Origin of the sequence: Microbacterium sp. WCS2018Hpa-9 (assembly GCF_031843745.1) — a bacterium.
Taxonomy (GTDB): Bacteria; Actinomycetota; Actinomycetes; order Actinomycetales; family Microbacteriaceae; genus Microbacterium.
The window spans coordinates 196,913-215,930 of record NZ_JAVTIY010000006.1 but is presented as its reverse complement, the minus strand read 5'-3'; the positions used below and the strand labels follow the sequence as shown (position 1 = coordinate 215,930).

The 19,018-nt window shown below is 67.5% G+C and carries 22 protein-coding genes, 1 tRNA gene and 1 riboswitch; of the genes, 14 read left to right on the top strand and 9 right to left on the bottom strand.

Annotation, left to right across the window (positions count from 1 at the left end; all coding sequences use genetic code 11):
- Nucleotides 1–22 precede the first annotated feature (22 nt).
- From RQG82_RS14075 to galU, 4 genes are all read right to left on the bottom strand, one after another.
- Nucleotides 23–95 (bottom strand) — tRNA-Ala (locus RQG82_RS14075).
- 49 nt (nucleotides 96–144) lie between these two features.
- Nucleotides 145–1,002: a hypothetical protein gene (locus RQG82_RS14070; protein ID WP_311259671.1), complete on the bottom strand. Its 858-nt coding sequence runs from the start codon at nucleotides 1,000–1,002 to the stop codon at nucleotides 145–147.
- Between the two features lie 82 nt (nucleotides 1,003–1,084).
- Nucleotides 1,085–1,696 carry a GNAT family protein gene (locus RQG82_RS14065; RefSeq protein WP_309694366.1) on the bottom strand — a complete coding sequence of 204 codons (612 nt, stop codon included), beginning with the start codon at nucleotides 1,694–1,696 and terminating at the stop codon, nucleotides 1,085–1,087.
- Between the two features lie 46 nt (nucleotides 1,697–1,742).
- Nucleotides 1,743–2,630: a UTP--glucose-1-phosphate uridylyltransferase GalU gene (galU, locus tag RQG82_RS14060; RefSeq protein ID WP_311259670.1), complete on the bottom strand. Its 888-nt coding sequence runs from the start codon at nucleotides 2,628–2,630 to the stop codon at nucleotides 1,743–1,745.
- Between the two features lie 40 nt (nucleotides 2,631–2,670).
- On the opposite strand from galU, the gene RQG82_RS14055 reads away from it, so the two are divergent.
- The 3 genes from RQG82_RS14055 to mscL are packed head-to-tail and all read left to right on the top strand — an operon-like array spanning nucleotide 2,671 to nucleotide 4,009.
- Nucleotides 2,671–3,267, top strand: a complete 597-nt coding sequence (locus RQG82_RS14055; protein WP_311259669.1) for a 5-formyltetrahydrofolate cyclo-ligase — start codon at nucleotides 2,671–2,673, stop codon at nucleotides 3,265–3,267.
- 15 nt (nucleotides 3,268–3,282) lie between these two features.
- Nucleotides 3,283–3,555 carry an FmdB family zinc ribbon protein gene (locus RQG82_RS14050; RefSeq protein ID WP_311259668.1) on the top strand — a complete coding sequence of 91 codons (273 nt, stop codon included), beginning with the start codon at nucleotides 3,283–3,285 and terminating at the stop codon, nucleotides 3,553–3,555.
- A 28-nt stretch (nucleotides 3,556–3,583) separates the two neighbouring features.
- A complete protein-coding gene (gene mscL / locus RQG82_RS14045) occupies nucleotides 3,584–4,009 on the top strand; it encodes a large conductance mechanosensitive channel protein MscL (RefSeq protein WP_311259667.1) in 426 nt (141 codons plus the stop codon).
- 87 nt (nucleotides 4,010–4,096) lie between these two features.
- Here the strand turns inward: mscL and RQG82_RS14040 are convergent, their stop codons facing one another.
- Nucleotides 4,097–4,291, bottom strand: coding sequence for a hypothetical protein (locus RQG82_RS14040; protein ID WP_311259666.1), 195 nt, complete (start codon nucleotides 4,289–4,291; stop codon nucleotides 4,097–4,099).
- A complete protein-coding gene (locus RQG82_RS14035) occupies nucleotides 4,284–8,003 on the bottom strand; it encodes an AAA family ATPase (RefSeq protein WP_396653626.1) in 3,720 nt (1,239 codons plus the stop codon). Before RQG82_RS14035 ends, RQG82_RS14040 begins: the two co-directional genes overlap by 8 nt.
- A gap of 190 nt (nucleotides 8,004–8,193) precedes the next feature.
- Here RQG82_RS14035 and RQG82_RS14030 point away from each other — a divergent pair, with 190 nt between their 5' ends.
- The gene (locus RQG82_RS14030; protein ID WP_311259665.1) at nucleotides 8,194–8,709 is read left to right on the top strand and encodes a methylated-DNA--[protein]-cysteine S-methyltransferase; all 516 of its coding nucleotides are present in this window, start codon (nucleotides 8,194–8,196) and stop codon (nucleotides 8,707–8,709) included.
- A gap of 62 nt (nucleotides 8,710–8,771) precedes the next feature.
- Here RQG82_RS14030 and RQG82_RS14025 read toward each other — a convergent pair whose 3' ends face one another.
- Nucleotides 8,772–10,409 carry a cation acetate symporter gene (locus RQG82_RS14025; RefSeq protein WP_311259664.1) on the bottom strand — a complete coding sequence of 546 codons (1,638 nt, stop codon included), beginning with the start codon at nucleotides 10,407–10,409 and terminating at the stop codon, nucleotides 8,772–8,774.
- Nucleotides 10,406–10,753, bottom strand: coding sequence for a DUF485 domain-containing protein (locus RQG82_RS14020; protein ID WP_311259663.1), 348 nt, complete (start codon nucleotides 10,751–10,753; stop codon nucleotides 10,406–10,408). Before RQG82_RS14020 ends, RQG82_RS14025 begins: the two co-directional genes overlap by 4 nt.
- 109 nt (nucleotides 10,754–10,862) lie before the next feature.
- Here RQG82_RS14020 and RQG82_RS14015 point away from each other — a divergent pair, with 109 nt between their 5' ends.
- The 3 genes from RQG82_RS14015 (at nucleotide 10,863) to RQG82_RS14005 (ending at nucleotide 12,580) form a co-directional block, all read left to right on the top strand.
- Entirely contained in the window at nucleotides 10,863–11,720 is an 858-nt protein-coding gene (locus tag RQG82_RS14015) for a LuxR C-terminal-related transcriptional regulator (RefSeq protein ID WP_311259662.1), read from the top strand.
- A 72-nt stretch (nucleotides 11,721–11,792) separates the two neighbouring features.
- Nucleotides 11,793–11,860: riboswitch (guanidine-III (ykkC-III) riboswitch) on the top strand.
- Between the two features lie 10 nt (nucleotides 11,861–11,870).
- Nucleotides 11,871–12,197, top strand: a complete 327-nt coding sequence (locus tag RQG82_RS14010) for a multidrug efflux SMR transporter (protein WP_311259661.1) — start codon at nucleotides 11,871–11,873, stop codon at nucleotides 12,195–12,197.
- A 38-nt stretch (nucleotides 12,198–12,235) separates the two neighbouring features.
- Nucleotides 12,236–12,580, top strand: a complete 345-nt coding sequence (locus RQG82_RS14005; RefSeq protein ID WP_311259660.1) for an Lsr2 family protein — start codon at nucleotides 12,236–12,238, stop codon at nucleotides 12,578–12,580.
- Nucleotide 12,581: 1 nt separating this feature from the next.
- Here RQG82_RS14005 and RQG82_RS14000 read toward each other — a convergent pair whose 3' ends face one another.
- Nucleotides 12,582–13,226: a MarR family transcriptional regulator gene (locus RQG82_RS14000; RefSeq protein WP_311259659.1), complete on the bottom strand. Its 645-nt coding sequence runs from the start codon at nucleotides 13,224–13,226 to the stop codon at nucleotides 12,582–12,584.
- Nucleotides 13,227–13,303: 77 nt separating this feature from the next.
- On the opposite strand from RQG82_RS14000, the gene idi reads away from it, so the two are divergent.
- From idi to RQG82_RS13965, 7 genes are read left to right on the top strand one after another with little or no spacing between them, the layout of a single operon-like run.
- Nucleotides 13,304–13,825, top strand: coding sequence for an isopentenyl-diphosphate Delta-isomerase (gene idi, locus RQG82_RS13995; RefSeq protein WP_311259658.1), 522 nt, complete (start codon nucleotides 13,304–13,306; stop codon nucleotides 13,823–13,825).
- A gap of 2 nt (nucleotides 13,826–13,827) precedes the next feature.
- Nucleotides 13,828–14,919: a polyprenyl synthetase family protein gene (locus RQG82_RS13990; protein ID WP_311259657.1), complete on the top strand. Its 1,092-nt coding sequence runs from the start codon at nucleotides 13,828–13,830 to the stop codon at nucleotides 14,917–14,919.
- Nucleotides 14,916–15,821, top strand: a complete 906-nt coding sequence (locus RQG82_RS13985; RefSeq protein ID WP_311259656.1) for a squalene/phytoene synthase family protein — start codon at nucleotides 14,916–14,918, stop codon at nucleotides 15,819–15,821. The genes RQG82_RS13990 and RQG82_RS13985 overlap by 4 nt, the downstream gene beginning before the upstream one ends.
- Entirely contained in the window at nucleotides 15,818–17,419 is a 1,602-nt protein-coding gene (gene crtI / locus RQG82_RS13980) for a phytoene desaturase family protein (RefSeq protein ID WP_311259655.1), read from the top strand. Before RQG82_RS13985 ends, crtI begins: the two co-directional genes overlap by 4 nt.
- On the top strand, nucleotides 17,419–17,760 hold the full coding sequence (locus RQG82_RS13975; RefSeq protein ID WP_311259789.1) for a lycopene cyclase domain-containing protein: 342 nt from the start codon (nucleotides 17,419–17,421) through the stop codon (nucleotides 17,758–17,760). The genes crtI and RQG82_RS13975 overlap by 1 nt, the downstream gene beginning before the upstream one ends.
- Entirely contained in the window at nucleotides 17,757–18,101 is a 345-nt protein-coding gene (locus tag RQG82_RS13970; protein ID WP_311259654.1) for a lycopene cyclase domain-containing protein, read from the top strand. The genes RQG82_RS13975 and RQG82_RS13970 overlap by 4 nt, the downstream gene beginning before the upstream one ends.
- A complete protein-coding gene (locus RQG82_RS13965; protein WP_311259653.1) occupies nucleotides 18,098–18,985 on the top strand; it encodes a prenyltransferase in 888 nt (295 codons plus the stop codon). Before RQG82_RS13970 ends, RQG82_RS13965 begins: the two co-directional genes overlap by 4 nt.
- Nucleotides 18,986–19,018: the final 33 nt, after the last annotated feature.

Here is a 19,018-nt window from a genome sequence, read left to right as displayed (position 1 = left end):
GCTCGCGGGGTCTTTCTGTCGGTGGACCTAAGGGGATTCGAACCCCTGACCTCCTCGATGCGAACGAGGCGCGCTACCAACTGCGCCATAGGCCCTGACGTCTTCTACGCTATCACGCTCGAAGACCTGCTCGTGCCTCGCTGATCAGCTTGCTGCGCGCTTCGCGAGGAGGTCGCGAACGTGCGCCTCGATCTCGGCGTCGTCGACGTATCCCATCTTCGCGAAGGGAGAAGATGCTGCCGAAGCGGCGGCGGGGATCTGCACCGGTGTCGCGGGCGCCAGGCGCTCGGCACGCTCGCGCAGCTCTGCGAGGCGAGCCGCGGTGCGGCGCTCCTCCTGGGCATCGAGCTCTGCTCGCGCGACCTGCGCACGAGAGCCTGCGACGGTCACCAGCGGCTCGGGCAGCGGACGCGGAGTCCACGTCGCTCGACCCTGGTCGTGCAGTTCGGGTGCCACCCGCTGCACGGGCTGCTCGGCGACCCGAACGGAGCGTCGGGCCGCGCGAGCAGCGACCGACGACATGCGCTGCAGGGCATAGCCGGCCACGACGATCATCGCACCGCCGATCCACAGCAGCAGCTGCGCCTGAACGGCGATCAGCTGCCACACGCCCAGTCCCGTGATGACGAGACCGAGAAGAAGAGTCGAGGTGGCTACGATGCGCACGCGGCGACGAGCGCGTGCCTGGCGGATGACCGGATCGGCCCTCGTGGCCGCGAGCTCTTCACGCAGAAGCATGAGCTCGGCGGCTTCCTTCTCGGACTGCAGGCGCTTCGCGAGCTTCTGCTGCGCGAGAGCCGTCCGCGCGTTGAGCTCGAGACGAACCTCGCCGGGGGTCTCGCTGGTCTCAGCGAGCACCCGAAGGGCCTGATTCAGCCTGACGGCGTTGCGCTCTGCGGCGTCGTACTGGAAGCGTCCGCGCCATGACGGCAGCAGATAGAGCATCCACAGGAGCACGGCGACGAGGACTATCACTCCCCCGCTCAGCACTGGCCCGTCCATGTCGACAACGGTACGGGAACATCGAGGGTCACGACGCTCAGTGGCAGCGTGTGTCGCGACGAGTTCTGAAGTCAGCGGCGTGTCAGAGCGCGAAACGGTCGGAAGGAGGGATCGTCGCGGCGTCCGGGGGCACCTCGCCGTTCAACCAGCGGGCCAGCACACCCTGCGGCACGTCCTCACGCGTCAGGGCGAACGCGTAGTGATCGCGCCAGTCGCCGTCGATGTGGATGTACCGGCGACGCAGCCCTTCATAGCGGAATCCGAGCTTCTGCACGACTCTCAGACTCGCGACGTTCTCGGGACGGATGCAGATCTCCATGCGATGCAGTGCGTACTCGGTGAAGCAGGCGTCCGTCGCGAGTGCGACCGCCGTCGGCGTGATGCCCTTACCGGCGAACCGCTCGCTCACCCAGTAGCCGATGGTCGCCGAGCACAGCGACCCCCTGGCGACTCCCCAGACGTTGAGCTGCCCGGCTATCTCGCCGTCGTACTCCATGACGAACGGGTAGCCGGCGCCGTCTCGGTACTGCTGCAGCAGACGACGGATGCTGAGCCGCATGTCGAACGAGACCGAGCCGTACGGGACGGTGGCCTCCCACGGCTGCAACCAGGAGCGGTTGCTCAACAGCTCGTGCTGCAGAGCCCTCGCGTCCCGAGAGCGCACCAGGCGCAGCTCGATGGGACCGTGCCGCATCCCCGTCGCCTGATCCATCCGCGCGTTCACGACCCCGCGATGACGCCTAGAGGCGTTCCGCGAACTCCTTGAGCCACGGTCGCAGTTCGGGGCCGAGGTCGTCCCGGTCCGAGGCCAGCTGCACGATCGCCTTGATGTAGTCGACGCGGTCACCCGTGTCGTACCGGCGGCCGCGGAAGATCACGCCGACCACACCGGGGCCCTCGGGTCGGGTCGCCAGCACCTGCAGCGCGTCGGTCAGCTGGATCTCTCCGCCCTTGCCGGGTTCGGTGTGCTCGAGCACCTCGAAGATCGACGCGGGAAGAACATAGCGACCGATGATCGCGAGGTTCGACGGAGCGTCCTCGGCGGCCGGCTTCTCGACGAGGTCGGTCACGCGCACGGCGTCCGATCCTTCGATGTCCTCGACGGCTGCGGCGCCGTACATGTGGATGTTCGAGGGGTCGACCTCCATGAGGGCGATCACCGCGGCGCCGGAGCGCTCGTGCTCTGCGATCATCTCGGTCAGCAGCTGGTCGCGCTCGTCGATGAGGTCGTCGCCCAGGAGCACGGCGAAAGAACTGTCGCCGACGTGGGTGCGCGCACGCAGCACCGCGTGACCGAGGCCCTTCGGCTCGCCCTGACGGACGAAGTGGATGTCAGCGAGATCACTCGAGTGAATCACCCGCGCCAGGCGACCGGTGTCGCCCTTCTCCATCAGCTTCACCTCGAGCTCGGGAACCGAGTCGAAGTGGTTGGAGATCGCGTTCTTGTTGCGACCGATGATGACGAGGATGTCGTCGATCCCTGCGCTGGCCGCCTCTTCTACGACGTACTGGATGGCCGGCTTGTCGACGACCGGCAGCATCTCCTTCGGCATCGCCTTCGTCGCAGGCAGGAACCGTGTTCCCAGTCCTGCGGCGGGAATGACAGCCTTCATCTTCCTAATACCCATCCACACAGCCTAGTGGGGATGCCACCGTAGACTCGGAGGCATGCCCCACGACGTCGAGCATGAGAAGCGCGCACTCCGCGCCGAGCTCCGCGAGCGCCGCCAGCTGCTGAGCGACTCCCAGCGAGAGACCGCGGCATCCGCCATCACGCAGCATCTCGACGAACTCGTCGAGTCACTCGGCGCCCGGTCGATCTCATGCTTCCTCTCGACCACGACCGAACCCGGCACGAGGGAGTTCGTCTCCCGGGCTGTCCGCCGCGGCATCCGGGTCCTGCTTCCGGTGACGCGCGCAGACGGTCTGCTCGACTGGGCGGTGGCTACCGATGACGACGACGTCGCCGAGGGCCTGTTCGGGCTGCCTGAGCCGACCGGCGAGCTGCTCGGTCCGATCGCCGTGAACGACGTCGACCTGATGATCATCCCTGCCGCCGCGGTCGACCGCACCGGGATGCGCATGGGCTGGGGGCGCGGATACTTCGACAAGACCATCGGATCGATGCAGAAGTGCCCGCCTGTCTACGCAGTCATCTATGATTCCGAGGTACTCGACTTCCTGCCGAGGGAGGTGCACGATCAGCCGGTGTCCGGCGTCGTCACTCCCACGCAGACCCTCCACCTGTCGCCGACGCGACGCTGACCCGCGAGGATCGCCATGCCCACCTATGCCTACGCCTGCCGTTCGTGCGGCCACGCCTTCGACGCCGTGCAGAGCTTCTCGGACGACGCTCTCACCGTCTGCCCCGAGTGCGGCGGCGAGCTGCGCAAGCAGTACGGATCGATCGGCGTGACGTTCAACGGATCGGGCTTCTACCGCAACGACTCGCGCGCGGGTTCTGGCGCATCGACGTCCGCACCGGCATCATTGAAGTCGGAGCCGGCGAAGAGCACCACTCCGGCGCCCGCCTCGACCAGCACCTCATCCTGACCACATCGACTCTTCGGAGGCACTCATCATGCTCAAGGGCTTCAAGGACTTCATCCTCCGCGGCAACGTGATCGACCTGGCCGTCGCCGTGGTCATCGGCACCGCGTTCACGGCGATCGTCACCGCCGTGGTCAACAGCATCATCACCCCGCTCGTCTCCCTGTTCTTCAAGGCAGACGCGACCGGAAACTTCGGGCCGCAGCTGACGAGCATCTACGGCGACCAGGTCACGTTCCCCATCGGCGACCTGATCTCGGCGATCATCAGCTTCCTCTCGGTCGCCCTGGTCGTGTACTTCGTCTTCGTGCTGCCGATGAACACGTTCAAGGCGCACGTCGAGGCCCGCAAGGGTACCCCGGCCGAGCAGCCCGAGGAGGAGCCGGCCGCGGCCACCGAGGCCGAGCTGCTCGTCGAGATCCGCGACCTGCTCGCCAGGAACAACTCGCGCAGCTGACGCACCGTCGTCCTACGACGAAGCGCACGGTCCTGGTCGGGCCGTGCGCTTCGTCGTATCCCCTGCGGAGAACTCGGGGGCAGGCGCTCAGTAGTGCGGGGGCACGTCCTGCAGCAGCTGATCGTCGTTCGGACCCCTCGGGCCCTTCGGCCGATTCGTCTCCTTCGCGACCCGCTCCGGGTCGGTGTCGGTGCCCGGCACCGGAGTCAGGCGGGCGCGTCTCGATCCGGCAACCCGCACGACCTTCTGCCGGGGCGCGTCAGGGTCGCGTTCGTCAGTCATTCTGCGGATCGGAGAGATCGATCGGCTGCGTGTCGTTGTCGGCGCGAGCCGCAGATGCCGAGATGCCCAGGACTCCGGCGATGCGGGTGGCCGCGGTGACAGGGTCGCTGTAGAGGTCGAACGCATGCACGCGCACGTAGTGCCAGCCGAGTCGGCGCAGCACATGCGGGCGCAGTCGGAGCGTCTCGCGCAGCGACTCCCCTCGCGACTCGGGGTCGGACTCGATCACGACCGCCTTGCCGTTGTGCTGGGCGACGAGCGGCAGCAGGCCGCGGTAGTCGACGTCGACGGCGGCGCCGAGACGGCGCAGCTCCCGCGCGAGCGCGAGCGTCAGCGGATCGGCGAGGTCTTCGAGGCGCGCATCGCGCGCGCGGGTGGCGAGGCCACCCAGGATAGACATCAGCGTGGCCGCGCCGAACTCGAGGCGACCGTCATCGAACGAGGAGGGTCGGATCGACGAGACGATGACCATCGATCGCCGGGCGCGGGTCATTCCCACCGTGAGCAGCCGCTCGCCATCCGGCGTCGAAAGGTCACCGAAGTCGCTGAGCACCCGGCCGTGCTTGGTGAGGCCGTAGCCGAGCGAGAAGATCACACGGTCGCGGCTCTCGGCCACGGACTCCTCGAGGGTGAGCACCGCGAAGGGCTCGGCGGTGTCACGACCGACGAAGTCGGCGACATCCGATCGTCCGGCGAAGGCGGAGGTGACCGCCGCGCGCACGCGCTCGGCGTGACGTCTGCTCGCCGTGACGACCATCAGCGACTCATCGGGGCGGTGCACGGCATGCTCGACGACCAGGGTGACGACGCGCGCGACCTCGGCCTCGGGGCTCTCCACCGCGCCAGACACGGGGTCGGGGGCTCCCGTGCCGCCTTCGACGTAGTCGACGGTGAGGCTGCCGCGGCCCAGGTACGACCCGGCCCAGGGCAGGGAGACGATCTCGCCGCCGTAGAACGCGTCGTTGATGAGCTCGGCGAGGTCTTCGCCACCGGCGCGATAGCTGCGCGTGAGGGTCATCACCGGAAGCAGCTCGGAGAGCCGCTCGAACACCGACACGGAGTCGAAGGGAACCTCATGCTCCCACTCGGAACCCGGATCGACGGCGACGTGGAACGCGGTCGGCAGCTGCGTGACCGGGTCGCCGAACGCCACGACCTGACGGGCGCGGCGGATCGCCGGGGCGGCTTCAGCCAGGTTGATCGCGGCCGCATCCACGAGGAGGACCGCGTCGAACTCGACCGAATCGGGGATCTGCGGCACGAGGTAGGGCGACGAGATCCAGACCGGCGCGAGTACGTCGACGAGGGTGGGCGCGGAGCTCACGATCTCGGCCGTCGTCGTCGCCGGCTGCTTCAGTGCGCGCCTCAGGTTCTGGGATTCCTGCGGCTCGTCGACGATAGCGATCTTCCACTGGTTCGCGAGCTGCCATGCGAGAAGCGGACCCGCCATCGCGGCGTGCGCCTCGTCGACGAGACGGAAGTCCCGCTCGAGCCGATCGACCACCGCCGTGTTCGCGCCGAGCAGCGCCCGGTCTTCCTGCAGAGCGCGCTCGAGCAGCGTCTGCCACCACGCGAATTCCAGCTCGTCTCCCACACGCGACTCGGCGACATGCCGAACGGACAACTCCGCGAGCAGCGGCTCGAGACCGAGCTCGGCCAGTCGATCGCGCAGCTGCGCGCGCTCCACGAGGTTGTCGAAGACGTCGGATTTGGCTGCGAGGCCGGCGAGAGTGCGCACGAGGCGGGCCACGGGGAGAGTCGAGAGCGGCTCCCTGCGCCCGAGCGCGACGTCCAGCTCTGCGAGCTCGGCGGTGACCCGCTGCCAGGAGGCGTAGACGTCGGCGAGGCCGAGCGGAACCTCGGGTGCGACACCGGCGTCCACGAACCGCTGCCACTGGGTGCGCTGCGCCTGGATGCGCAGCAGCGACTCATGCATCTCGGTGACGTGCACTCCGGGGCGGACGTATTCCTTCGCGAGTCGACGCAGACGGCGCCGGTTGGCTCCGGACATGGCCGGCGCATCGCGTCGCGAACCGTGGGCCTGGATCAGCTCCCCCAGCGGGCGCTCGAACACGGTGGGGCTGAACCGGTCGAGGGAATCACGGATGCCCTGCAGGAGCCGCAGGTACTCGCCGAGCTCGTCGATGGTCGAGAACGGACGCATGTGCGTCTGGGCGATCAGCGCATAACCGCGCTCGAGCACGGCAGGCACGCTCTCGGAGTGCAGGCGCGCCGCCAGCTGATGTGCGGACTTCGCAGCCTCCGTGCTCGAGAAGGTCACGCCGTACCAGGGTGAGTCGTTCGGGCCGAAGCGGAACTCGCCCAGGCGCGCCGCGTGCGCGAGCGCTGCGGCAGCCGATGAGCGATCGTCGGCGAGACGGCGGAGGGTCTCGGCGCTGAGCCGCGCGGTGGTCGAGGGCGGAGTGGGCAGCGAGGCGAGCCTCGTGAGGTGACGCGTGGCGTCGAGCACCGACGAGTTCGTTCCCGCGACGGGAGCGGTGAGCGCGTGCCGGTAGTCCCGCAGCACGGCGCGCAGACGCACCAGCGCGTCATCGACGTCGCTGACCTTCGGAGCGGTCGCCTTCTCGTTCCTGCCGATCGCACGCACGAGGTCGCGGCGCACGCTGGCGGGTGAGACCGCCAGGCTGTCGAGACCGATGCCCGCGAGGCGGTGCCTCACGCCGTCGAGGGTAGAGCGCCGAGCAGAGACGACGAGCACGCGCTTGCCGGCGCGCACGAGTTCGCCGAGCGCGTTGATCACGGTCTGCGTGCCGCCGGTGCCGGGGAGAGTCGCGACTGTCAGCGAATGGCCGGCCGCGATCTTGGCGAGCAGGGCCTCCTGCTCGGCATCCGCGTCGAGCAGCAGATTGTCGGATGCCGGTGCGCGGTCATCCGGTCCGGTGTGGTGCGGGTCGGGTCTGCGAGCGGAGACCTGTTCGCGGTCGCCGACGTGTCCGGCGAGGGCGTTGAGCACGACATGGTCGAGGCTGCCCCCGTCGCGGGACATCGCGCCACCCACATCGGCGAAGGTCGAGACCACGAGCCTCGGCAGCACAGTGAACGTGTCGATCGATCGCGTCGTGGCACGCAGGCTGTCGATCACCGGCTGGGGCTTGAAGATCCCGCCGTCGTAGGCGAGGGCGGCGAGCGCTGCGGCATCGATCGTGATGCCGAAGTGCTCGCGCGCGATCCGCACCAGCTCCGGATTCACCTCGAACGCGCCCTGCAGCTTGAGCTCGAAGTCGGAATGGTGTCGACGGATCGCCAGCGGCCGAAGGAGCACGGGTGCCGAGAACTCCGCCCCGCCGATGCGCCATCCCGCGACGCCGACCGCGAGGTGCACGGCTTCGATACCGCGCACGGTGCGCAGCTCGGTGTTCTTCGCGGTGATCCGCTCGGCGGCGAGCCTCGCGGTCCGCAGTCCGACCTCGTCGCGATAGAGGTTCGACAGCAGGGTGGACTTGCCGGTGATGAACTGGGGAAGGCTGCCGGGGTGGGCCTTCGAGATGTCGATGCCGGACTCGACGGTGTCGCGGAAGTTGACCAGCGGCGATGAGCCGCCGAGGTCCGCGGCTTCAGCACGCAGACGGGTGCGCTCCGCCTCTGCGGCATGCGCGATGCCGATACCGGCGACCGGCTCGTGCAACTCGCCGAGGGTCACTGCGGCATCGGTCGCTGCGTCACCCGCAGCCTTGCCTTCACGTCGCCACACACCTCACACACTAAGCGCGCCTCGCCCCGCAGCCGGTATCCCTGGCGGGTTTCACCGCATTTCCGCCCCTCAAAGGCCTGCACCGGGCGTCTGCGGACTGCTTCTGCACGCAGGCCGCGAGTCGGCGGGGTCTCCCCCGGTCGCGTTCGTGATGATGCAGGTGTGCGAGCGAGACGGTCAGTATGGACGCATGACCTTCCGCTACGACTTCGCACCGACCCCGTTCGGAGACGCCCTCGCCGTGTTCTCCGACGACGGTCTTGTCCGATTCGATCTCTCGGAATCGGACGATCCCTCGGTTCCCTGGGTTCTCGAGAACGTCTCCGTGCAGCTCGGCACCGTCCCCGAGCCCGACCCCGGGGCAGCCGACGAGGTCACCGAGCTCCTCGACGCGTACTTCGACGGCTCGCCGGTGCGCTTCGACGATCACCTGACGTTCGATTGGCGCCTCGCGAACGGGTTCGCCCGCGCCGCTCTGCAGACGATCAGCACGATCGAGTGGGGAGAGACGATGAGCTACGGCGAGATCGCGGCACTGTCCGGCCGCCCCGGCGCCGCGCGCGCCGTCGGCACCGCGTGCCGCCTCACACCCTTCTCGATCGTCGTCCCCGTGCACCGCGTGGTGCGATCGGATGGAACGGCGGGGCAGTACGGCGCGCATCCCGAGCGCAAGAAGTTCCTTCTCGATCTCGAGTCGCACCGCTGACCGCACACGACGTGGACCCCGACGAGTAGGCCGTCGGGGTCCACGTTCGCGTCACCGCCGGATCAGTGATCCACGGCTTTCTCTGCTCCGAACCCGGTCAGCGAGCGCACCTCCATCTCGGCGGCCAGGAGCGGCGATTCCTTGGTGCGACTCGTGACGGTTCCGAGCCAGCCGAGGAAGAAGCCGAGAGGGATCGACACGATGCCCGGATTGTTCATCGGCCACAGGACGATGTCGATTCCCGGGATCATCGACGTCGGCGAACCCGAGAACACCGGCGACAGGACGATGAGGATGATCGCCGCCGCCAGACCGCCGTACATGCTCCAGACGGCGCCTCGCGTGTTGAATCGTCTCCAGAACAGCGAGTAGAGGATCGTCGGCAGATTCGCCGAGGCGGCGACCGCGAAGGCGAGCGCCACGAGGAAGGCGATGTTCTGCCCCTGTGCGCCGATGCCGCCGACGATGGCGAGGATGCCGATCACGACCACCGTTCGCCGCGCGACGCGCACCTCACCGTCGGGGTCGGGCTCGACCGGATTGCCCGCGGAGTCCTTCCGGCCCTTCTGGATCACGTTCGCATAGATGTCGTGCGCGAACGAGGCGGCTGCCGTGATCGTGAGTCCGGCGACCACGGCGAGGATGGTCGCGAACGCGACCGCCGAGATGAAGCCGAGCAGCACCGGCCCGCCCAGATACAGCGCGAGCAGCGGTGCGGCCGAGTTCGGTCCACCGGGTGCTGCCGCGATCACATCAGCGCCGACGAGCGCGCCCGCTCCGTAGCCGAGCACCAGCGTCAGCAGGTAGAAGCCGCCGATGAGCCAGATGGCCCACACCACGGAACGACGAGCCTCCTTGGCGGTGGGCACCGTGTAGAAGCGCATCAGCACATGCGGGAGCCCGGCGGTTCCGAGCACGAGAGCCATTCCGAGGGACACGAAGTCCCAGGGGTTCGCACCGTACTGAAGTCCCGGGCCGAGGATGGCATCGCCCTTGTCGGAGTTCGCCACCGCTGCCTCGAGCAGCGTGTTGAGGCTGAACCCGTTGATCGCCAGCACCCAGATCGTCATCGCGATGGCACCGCCGATGAGCAGGAACGCCTTGACGATCTGCACCCAGGTCGTGCCCTTCATTCCGCCGATGAGGACGTAGACGATCATCAGCAGACCGACCACGGCGATCACGATCGACTGCCCGATCCGGCCTTCGATTCCGAGCAGCAGCGAGACCAGGCCGCCGGCACCCGCCATCTGCGCGAGCAGGTAGAAGAAGCACACGGCGAGCGTCGTGATCGCGGCCGCCATGCGCACTGGGCGCTGCTTCAGACGGAAGGACAGCACGTCGGCCATCGTGAACTTGCCGGTGTTGCGCATGAGCTCTGCGACGAGGAGCAGTGCGACGAGCCAGGCGACGAGGAATCCGATCGAATACAGGAATCCGTCGTAACCGTTGATCGCGATCGCTCCGCAGATTCCGAGGAAAGAGGCCGCGGACAGATAATCGCCGGCGATCGCGAAACCGTTCTGCGGCCCCGTGAACGAGCGGCCGGCGGCATAGTAGTCAGCCGCTGTCTTGTTGTTCTTGCTCGCGCGAATCACGATGAACAGGGTCACCGCGACGAAAGCCAGGAAGATCGAGATGTTGAGCACGGGATTGCTCTCGGCCGTGACCGGCTGGGTGGCTGCGTGAATGATGTTCATGCTTCTCCCTGCGCCTTCTCGAGTTCTTCACGGATCTCGGTGGCGATCGGATCGAGACGCCGATTGGCGAACGCGACGTATCCCATCGTGATCGCGAAGGTGGTCACGAATTGTCCGAGCCCCATGAGCAGCCCGACGGTGATATCGCCCCACACTCTCTGCGACATGAAGTCGGTGGCGAAGGCGGCGAGCAGGACGTAGACGAAATACCAGATGAGGAAGAACGCCGCGAGCGGGAAGATGAACGATCGCTGCGTCTTCTTCAACTCGCGGAATCGTGGTGATTGCTCGACAGCGATGTAATCGATCGCTCCCGGCGAATCTGCCGTCGGATGGTCGGTCATGGGGCCTCCTTGCCTCATGTGCTGCGGCTCGCTCCGGCTTCCCAGGCGAATGATAGGGTCGACGCTACGAAACGGGGAACAGCGCCGTCACCCCCGAAAGTAGGTAGTCGTGAGCACATCGACCCAGATGGAATCAGAGACCGAGCTCGTCGCGAGAGCGGTGCGCGAGCTCGCTCAGCGCACCCGGTTCCCCGTCGCCTTCGGCGGACTCATCGACGAGGGCGTCGTCAGCGTCACCAGCATCGTCGGAAACCGCACCCGCAGTCTCGACGGACTGCGCGTGAGACCCGAGCGCGGGCTCGGAGGGCGGGCGATGATGGAACTGCGCCCTCGGATGACCAGCGACTACGGATCCTCGCAGCAGATCACGCACGACTACGACGTGTTCGTGCTCGGCGAAGGACTGCGGACCCTGCTCGCTCTGCCCATCGTCGTGAGCGGTCGCCCTCGGGGCGTCCTCTATGCCGGCGCCTGGGACAGGACGCCCGTCGGAGGCGTGACGACCGCTCCGGCGATGCAGGTCGCGCAGTCGGTGGCGGAGGAGCTTCGCGTCCGCGACGAGGTGGAGCGACGACTGCGTGCGGTGACACCGGCATCCGCATCCGTCGCGCCCCGTCATCGCGAAGAGCTGCGCGAGAGCTTCGCCGAGCTTCGCAGCATCGCGGCGTCCGTCGACGACTCCGATCTGCGCGCGCGAATCGCGCAGGTGGAGCAACGTCTCGTGATGCTCGCGGAGGACGCTGTCCCGACGGGAACAGGGCCGATCTCGACCGTCCATCTCTCCCGTCGGGAGACCGATGTGCTCGCCTGCGCAGCCCTGGGCGCGACGAATGCGGAGATCGCCGGCCAGCTGGGCCTCCGCGAGGGCACGGTCAAGGCGTACCTCGGCACGGCGATGTCGAAGCTCGATGCTTCGACCCGCCATGCTGCCGTGGCCAAGGCGCGCCGCGCCGGCCTGCTTCCCTGAGCCGACTGCACGCGCGGCAGCCGGAACAGCAGCGCTGCACAGGCACTGCTCAGAGCTGACGGCTATCGTGGATACTGGTCGGTGAACCCCGGCCCCGGACGAGGCAGACCAGTACCCGGTGAGCGAAAAGACTGGTCCGAAAGGACCGTCATGTCGTGGATAGTGCTGATCATCTCCGGAGTTCTCGAAGCCGTGTGGGCGACTGCCCTGGGCAAATCCGAGGGACTCACCAAGCTGTGGCCGAGCATCATCTTCGTGGGCGGTCTGGTCCTCTCGATGATCGGGCTCGCATTTGCGATGCGTGATATCGCGACCGGCACCGCATATGCCGTATGGGTCGGAATCGGGGTGACACTCACCGTCATCTGGGCCATGGTCACGGGTGACAGTGAGGTCTCCTGGGCGCGGATCCTGCTGCTTCTCGGACTCGTCGGATGCATCGTCGGCCTGAAATTGATCGACCCCGGTCACGAGTAACATTCCCGAACTCGTCAATTCGGAGTATGGTCATTTCCATGGCAAGAAGAATTGTGCACCAGCTGGTAGACGACATCGACGGAAGCGTTCTTGAAGTCGGTGAAGGCGAGACCGTGCATTTCTCGCTGAATGGAACCTCTTACGAAATCGACCTGAATACCGCGCACGCGGAAGAATTGCGCGCAGCATTCGAGCCGTACATCTCGGCAGGGCGTCGGGCCGGCTCCGCTGTGTCGGCGCGATCGGCTGCGCCTCGCAAGCGCGCCGGTCGCAATCCCGAGGTCGCCGCGATCAGGGCATGGGCCAACGACAACGGCTACACGCTCTCGGAGCGGGGCCGTATTCCTGCTCCGGTCGTCGAGGCGTACAACGCCGCGCACTGAATCACTCGGAGGACGCGACTCCGGGTTGGGCCCACGGCTCATCCCGGAGCGTGATCTCCCGGGCCATGTCCGACAGGAATCGGATGACGACATCACGCTCATCCGCAGTCAGCCGCGCCGCTGAATAGAAGCGTTTGGCCTGCTGACGACCCACCGTCTCCATCGCTGCCTGTCGCGTCTCCGGGGTGATGGTGATCGCGAGAGCACGCCTGTCGGTCGGATGCGGCGCACGCCGGATGTGCCCGCCCTTCTCTAGGCGGTCGAGCAGCTTCGTCGTCGACGCCGTCGAGATCCCGAGGTGGGTAGCGATACCCCCGGGAGTCGCGGTCGCGCCGCGGTTCGCGCAGACGATCAGATAATGCAGCGCGCGCATGTCCGTGTCGTTCAGACGCATGTAGCGACGCGAGGCAAGCGACAGCTTCTGCTCGGCGTCCCTGAGCTCGCCGAGCGCTCCCATGACCAACGCTATCTGGCGCAGGTCCTCAGGGGCGACCCCCGACCGGTCGATCAGGATGCTTCGCGGATCCGCCGATTCGACGTCGTAGATCGCTGCGTGAGCGACGCCGTCGGGCGCGCTCGCGACCTGTCGAGAGAGCACATCGGACGCCCCGCCTGCGTGGGGGGTGGCGTCGGATCCGTCGTGCATGACATCATGCTACACACGAATGTTTCATGTTATGTTGATTATTAGCTAAGCTAGCGAAAATCGAGGAGGTTCCCCCGTTGGATGAGGTCACCCTCCTTTCTGCAGACGGAGTCGCGATCGGTACCCGTGCGAAAGACACGGTGCATACGACCGATACCCCTCTTCATCTGGCCTTCTCCTGCCACGTCTTCGACCGCGAGGGGCGGCTGCTCGTGACGCGACGAGCACTCGCGAAGCGCACGTGGCCCGGCGTCTGGACCAACAGCTTCTGCGGTCACCCCCGCCCCGGCGAGGACATGACGGATGCGGTGCATCGCCGCGCGCACGACGAACTCGGACTCCGGCTCACCGACATCTCCCTGGTGCTGCCCGACTACCGCTACCGGGCCGTCGACGCGAGCGGGATCGTCGAGAACGAGATCTGTCCCGTCCATGTGGCCGTTGCAGACGGCCCCCTCTCCCCCGACCCCGACGAGGTCGCCGAGTGGGCATGGGTCGACCCGGCGGAGTTCGCCGACTCCGTGATCGGCGCTCCCTTCGCCTTCAGCCCATGGCTCGTCGAGCAGCTCCCCCAGCTCCGCGACCTCGGGGTGGTGTGACCATGACAACCACCGTGACGCAGGCCGCGCCGCGAGAAGACCTGAGCAGTCGAGTCGAAGAGACGCTCCGCCGGCGTTTCGCCCTGCACTGCGAGAACGCCGAGGCGTATGGAACCGAGTTCGCCGCTCTCTGGCGCGCGACCGCAGACCATGCCCTCGGCGGCAAGCTGGTGCGCCCGAGGCTGCTGCTCGACATCCACCGCGCACTGGTGCCGTCGGCAGACGACAGCGCGACGATGGCCGCCGTCGACATCGCGACGCACATCGAGCTGCTGCACTATGCCTTCCTGCTGCACGACGATGTCATCGACGGAGACCTGACCCGCCGCAAGCGACCGAACCTGATCGGACAGCTCGCGGCAGGCGCGCCCGGCACCTCAGAAGAGGACTCGCTGCACTGGGCAAGATCCAGCGCGATCCTGATGGGCGACCTGATGCTCTCGGCCGCGATCATGGGCTTCGCCCGGGCCGAGGTCTCGACTCACGCACGACGACGCCTGCTCGATCTCGTCGAACAGACCATCCTCGAGACTGTGGCGGGCGAGCACACCGACGTCGCGCTGAGCCACGGGATCATCGCCTCCGACGTCGACACCGTGCTCACCATGAGCGTCTACAAGACGGCGACGTACTCGTTCTCGCTGCCGCTGCGCGCGGCGGCGCTCCTCGCCGAATCCTCCGCTTCTGCCGAGGCGACGCTGCAGTCCGTCGGCCGCCATCTGGGCCTCGCGTACCAGCTGCAGGACGACCTGCTCTGCGTCTTCGGAGACCACCGCACGCACGGCAAGGATGCGTTCTCCGATCTGCGCGAGGGCAAGGAGACGGCACTCATCGCCTTCGCTCGCTCGACCAGCACGTGGGAGCGCATCGAGCCCCGATTCGGCTCCGCCGACCTGAGCCTGCAGGACGCCACCGGAGTGCGCGATCTGCTGAGCGAATGCGGAGCCGAGCGATTCGTCATCGGCCTCATCGGCGATCAGCTCGACGCGGTCTACGCGCTGCTGTCCGACGCAGAGCTCGCTGGCGAGATCAGCTCGGATGCCGCGCGGTCGATCCTCGTCTCCGCCTCTCGCCTCGAAGGACGCCAGGCATGACCCCTTCCCCTCATGACGCGGCGGGTGCGAGTCTGGGGCGATTCAACCGCGCCGCCGACACGGCATCCACCGAGGTCATCCGCACCTACTCCACGTCGTTCGGACTCGCGACGCGACTGCTCGGCGAGAGACATCGCCAGCACGTGCGCAACATCTACGCCATGGTGCGCATCGCCGACGAGATCGTCGACGGCGTCGCGGCGCAGGCAGGGCTCGACGAGTCAGCCCAGACCGACGCGCTCGCGTCTTATGTGGCCGAGACGCACCGGGCGATGAGCGTCGGATACAGCACCGACCTGGTGCTGCACGCATTCGCGCGCACGGCGAGGGAGTGCGGGATCGGCGAGGACCTCACCCAGCCGTTCTTCGACTCGATGGCCGCCGACATCGCAGCAGACAGCGGCTTCACCGCTTATGACGCCGCGGCGCACGAGCGCTACGTGTACGGCTCGGCCGAGGTGGTCGGGCTGATGTGCCTGCGGGTGTTCCTGCGAGACGAGAAGCGCACGGCCGGCGAACTCGAGACCCTGACCCATGGAGCGCGACAGCTCGGCGCGGCGTTCCAGAACGTCAATTTCCTGCGTGACCTCGCCGATGACACCGAGCGCCTGCAGCGCAGCTACCTCGGCGACGGCGGCCGACTCACCGATGCCGACCGCGACGACTGGGTGCGCACGATCACGGCACAGCTCGACGATGCGGCGCGCTCGATCCCCCTGCTGCCCAAGGACGCCCGCGCCGCCGTGCGCAGCGCCCACGCGCTGTTCGCCGCCCTGACGAGACGGGTCGCGAAGACTCCGGCCTCGAGCCTCTACGAGCGACGGGTGCGCGTGCCCGATCCGATCAAGGCGCTGTTGGCCGCACGGTCGACGCTCGTGACGGCTATGGAGCGGAACCGATGAGCCGGGTCGCAGTGATCGGCGCGGGAGTCGCCGGTCTCGCTGTCGCAGGCCTGCTCGCCCGCGAGGGTCACGATGTGACCGTCTATGAGAAGAACAGCCGAGTCGGCGGTCGCGCGGGCACCATCGAGCGCGACGGCTTCCGGTTCGACTCCGGGCCGTCGTGGTACCTCATGCCCGAGGTGTTCGATCACTTCTTCGAGATGATGGGCACCTCGACCCAGGATCAACTCGACCTGACGCTCCTCGATCCTGGATACCGCGTCTTCCAGCAACCGGAATCGGACGGGCGTCCATCGCCCTCCGTCACCGTGCCCACCGGGCGCGCGGCGGTGTCTCGTCTGTTCGAGTCCCGCGAGCCCGGCTCGGCGCAGGCGCTCGACGCGTATCTCGACTCGGCGCACGACGCGCGCGTCATGGCAGAGCGCTACTTCCTCTACAACCCGTTCACGCGTCTGCGCACGCTCATGACGCCTGAGGTGCTGCGAGCCCTTCCTCGTCTGTTCACGCTTCTGGGCACACGCCTGCAGTCGTTCGCCGCCCGGCGGTTCCGCGATCCGGTCATCCGTCAGCTGCTCGGATACCCCGCGGTCTTCCTCGGCACGGATCCCCGCACCGCCCCGGCGATGTACCACCTGATGAGCGCTCTCGACCTCGACGAGGGCGTCAGCTACCCGCAGGGCGGGTTCTGGCGAGTCGTCGAGCGCATCGCAGAGCTGGCCGAATCGGCGGGAGCCAGGATCGTGCTGAATGCCGACGTCACGGCGATCAGCACCGGCATCCGATCGGGCTCAGCCAGCGTGACGGGTGTCGAGTGGCGCGACTCCGACGGGGTATCGCACACCGCAGACGCCGACATCGTCGTCTCCGGCGCCGACCTGCACCACACCGAGACGGCGCTGCTCCCGCCGCACCTTCGCACGTACCCCGATTCGTGGTGGCAGCAGCGCACCAGCGGACCAGGCGCCGTGCTCGTGATGCTCGGCGTCCGCGGCTCCCTCCCCGAGCTGCCGCACCACTCGCTGTTCTTCACCGAAGACTGGGATGCCAACTTCGACGCCATCTTCGGCGATGCGCCAGAGATCCCCTCCCCAGCTTCGACGTATGTCTGTCGTCCGAGCGCGACTGACAGCACGGTCGCCCCCGAAGGGCACGAGAACCTCTTCGTGCTGGTGCCGATCCCCGCCGACACGGCATTGGGTGCCGGCGGCTCCGACGGCGGCGGATCTGCGGCGATCGAACAGGCAGCGGATGCCGCGATCGACCAGATCGCGAGCTGGGCGGGCATCGACGACCTGCGCGAGCGCATCGTGGTGCGTGAGACGAAGGGCCCCGCTGACTTCCTCGAGGATTACAACTCGTGGCGCGGCGGGATGCTGGGGCCTGCGCACATCCTCTCCCAGAGCGCGATGTTCCGAGCTCAGAACCAGTCGCGCCAGGTGTCCGGACTGTACTACGCGGGTGCCACGACGGCACCGGGCGTCGGCGTGCCGATGTGCCTGATCAGCGCCGAGATCGTTCTCAAGCGGATCCGCGGCGACCACTCCGGCGGACCACTCGACGTCTCGACCGTCGCTGCATCCCCGAGCGGAACGGCGTGATGGGCTTCGTGTATCCGGTGCTCCTGCTCGCCACTCTCGGATGCATGCTGCTGCTCGACTGGCGATTCCGGCTCTTCTTCTGGCGAGACGCCGTGACCGCGGCCATCGTCACGGTCGTGGGGTTCGCATTCTTCCTCGTCTGGGACCTCGCGGGCATCGCCGGAGGGATCTTCTTCCGCGGCGAGTCGGCCATCGCGACAGGAATCGTCCTCGCACCCGAGCTCCCGATCGAGGAGCCGGTCTTCCTTCTGTTCCTCGTCGTGTGCACGATGGTCGTCTACACCGGCGCTGTGCGGATCCTGGCGAGACTGAGCAGACGCCCCAGCGAGGTCGGACGATGACCTACCTCGAGCTCTCCGCATGGTTCGTCGGGGCCGCGGTGGTGGCGGCCATCGTCCTGTCCGTCGTCTCGGGTCGGCATCGCGCCCACCTCGGCGCGATGGCCGCGACCGTCGTCGTGCTCTTCATCCTCACCGCCGTGTTCGACACGGTGATGATCGCGACGGGACTGTTCCACTACTCCGCCGATCATCTGCTCGGCGTGCACATCGGCCTCGCGCCTCTCGAGGACTTCGCCTATCCGCTCGCCGGGGCGGTGCTGCTGCCGACCCTGTGGGCGGCACTGCGCGCCCGTCGACGCGCCCGCACCGGCATCCGAGCCACCGATGAGGACCCCTCGTGACCTCGTCGACCCGCGGATCCGTCGGTCGCGACATCGCGCAGATCCTCCTGTCCTCCCGTCCGATCAGCTGGATCAACACGGCCTTCCCGTTCGCTGCGGCCTACCTTCTCAGCACCCGCGAGATCGACGTCACGCTGATCATCGGCACGCTGTACTTCCTGGTGCCCTACAACCTGGCGATGTACGGCATCAACGACGTGTTCGACTACGCGTCCGACCTCGCCAACCCGCGCAAGGGCGGCATCGAGGGCGCACTGCTCTCCCCCCGCATCCACAGGGCCACGCTGTGGGCGGCGGTCGTGACGAACGTGCCGTTCCTCGTCTACCTCGTGGTGGTCGGAAACCCGGTGTCCTGGTTCTGGCTGGCGATCAGCGTGTTCGCGGTGATCGCCTACTCCGCGCCGAAGCTCCGCTTCAAGGAGCGGCCTTTCCTCGATTCCACGACCTCGAGCCTGCACTTCGTGACGCCCGCGATCGTGGGTCTCGCCCTGGTCGAAGCGTCTGTCACGCCCACGGCCGTCATCGTGCTCCTCGCCTTCTTCCTGTGGGGCATGGCCGCGCACGCCTTCGGGGCGGTGCAGGACATCGCGCCCGACCGCGAAGGGGGCATCGGCTCGATCGCGACCGTGATCGGGGCCCGTGCGACCGTGCGGCTGTCGATCGTGCTCTGGGCGCTGGCCGGCATCGCGATGCTGTTCACGTCATGGCCCGGCCCGCTGGGCGCCGCGCTCGCGCTGCCCTACATCGTGAACGCCGCGCCCTGGTGGAACGTCACCGACGAGACGTCCGCGGGCACCAACCGCGCCTGGCGGCGTTTCATCTTCCTCAACTACTTCGCCGGGTTCCTCGCGACGATGATCCTCATCCTCGCCTGGGTCTCCTGACCCCCACCCCGCTGATCCGCACCCTGCAGCCCC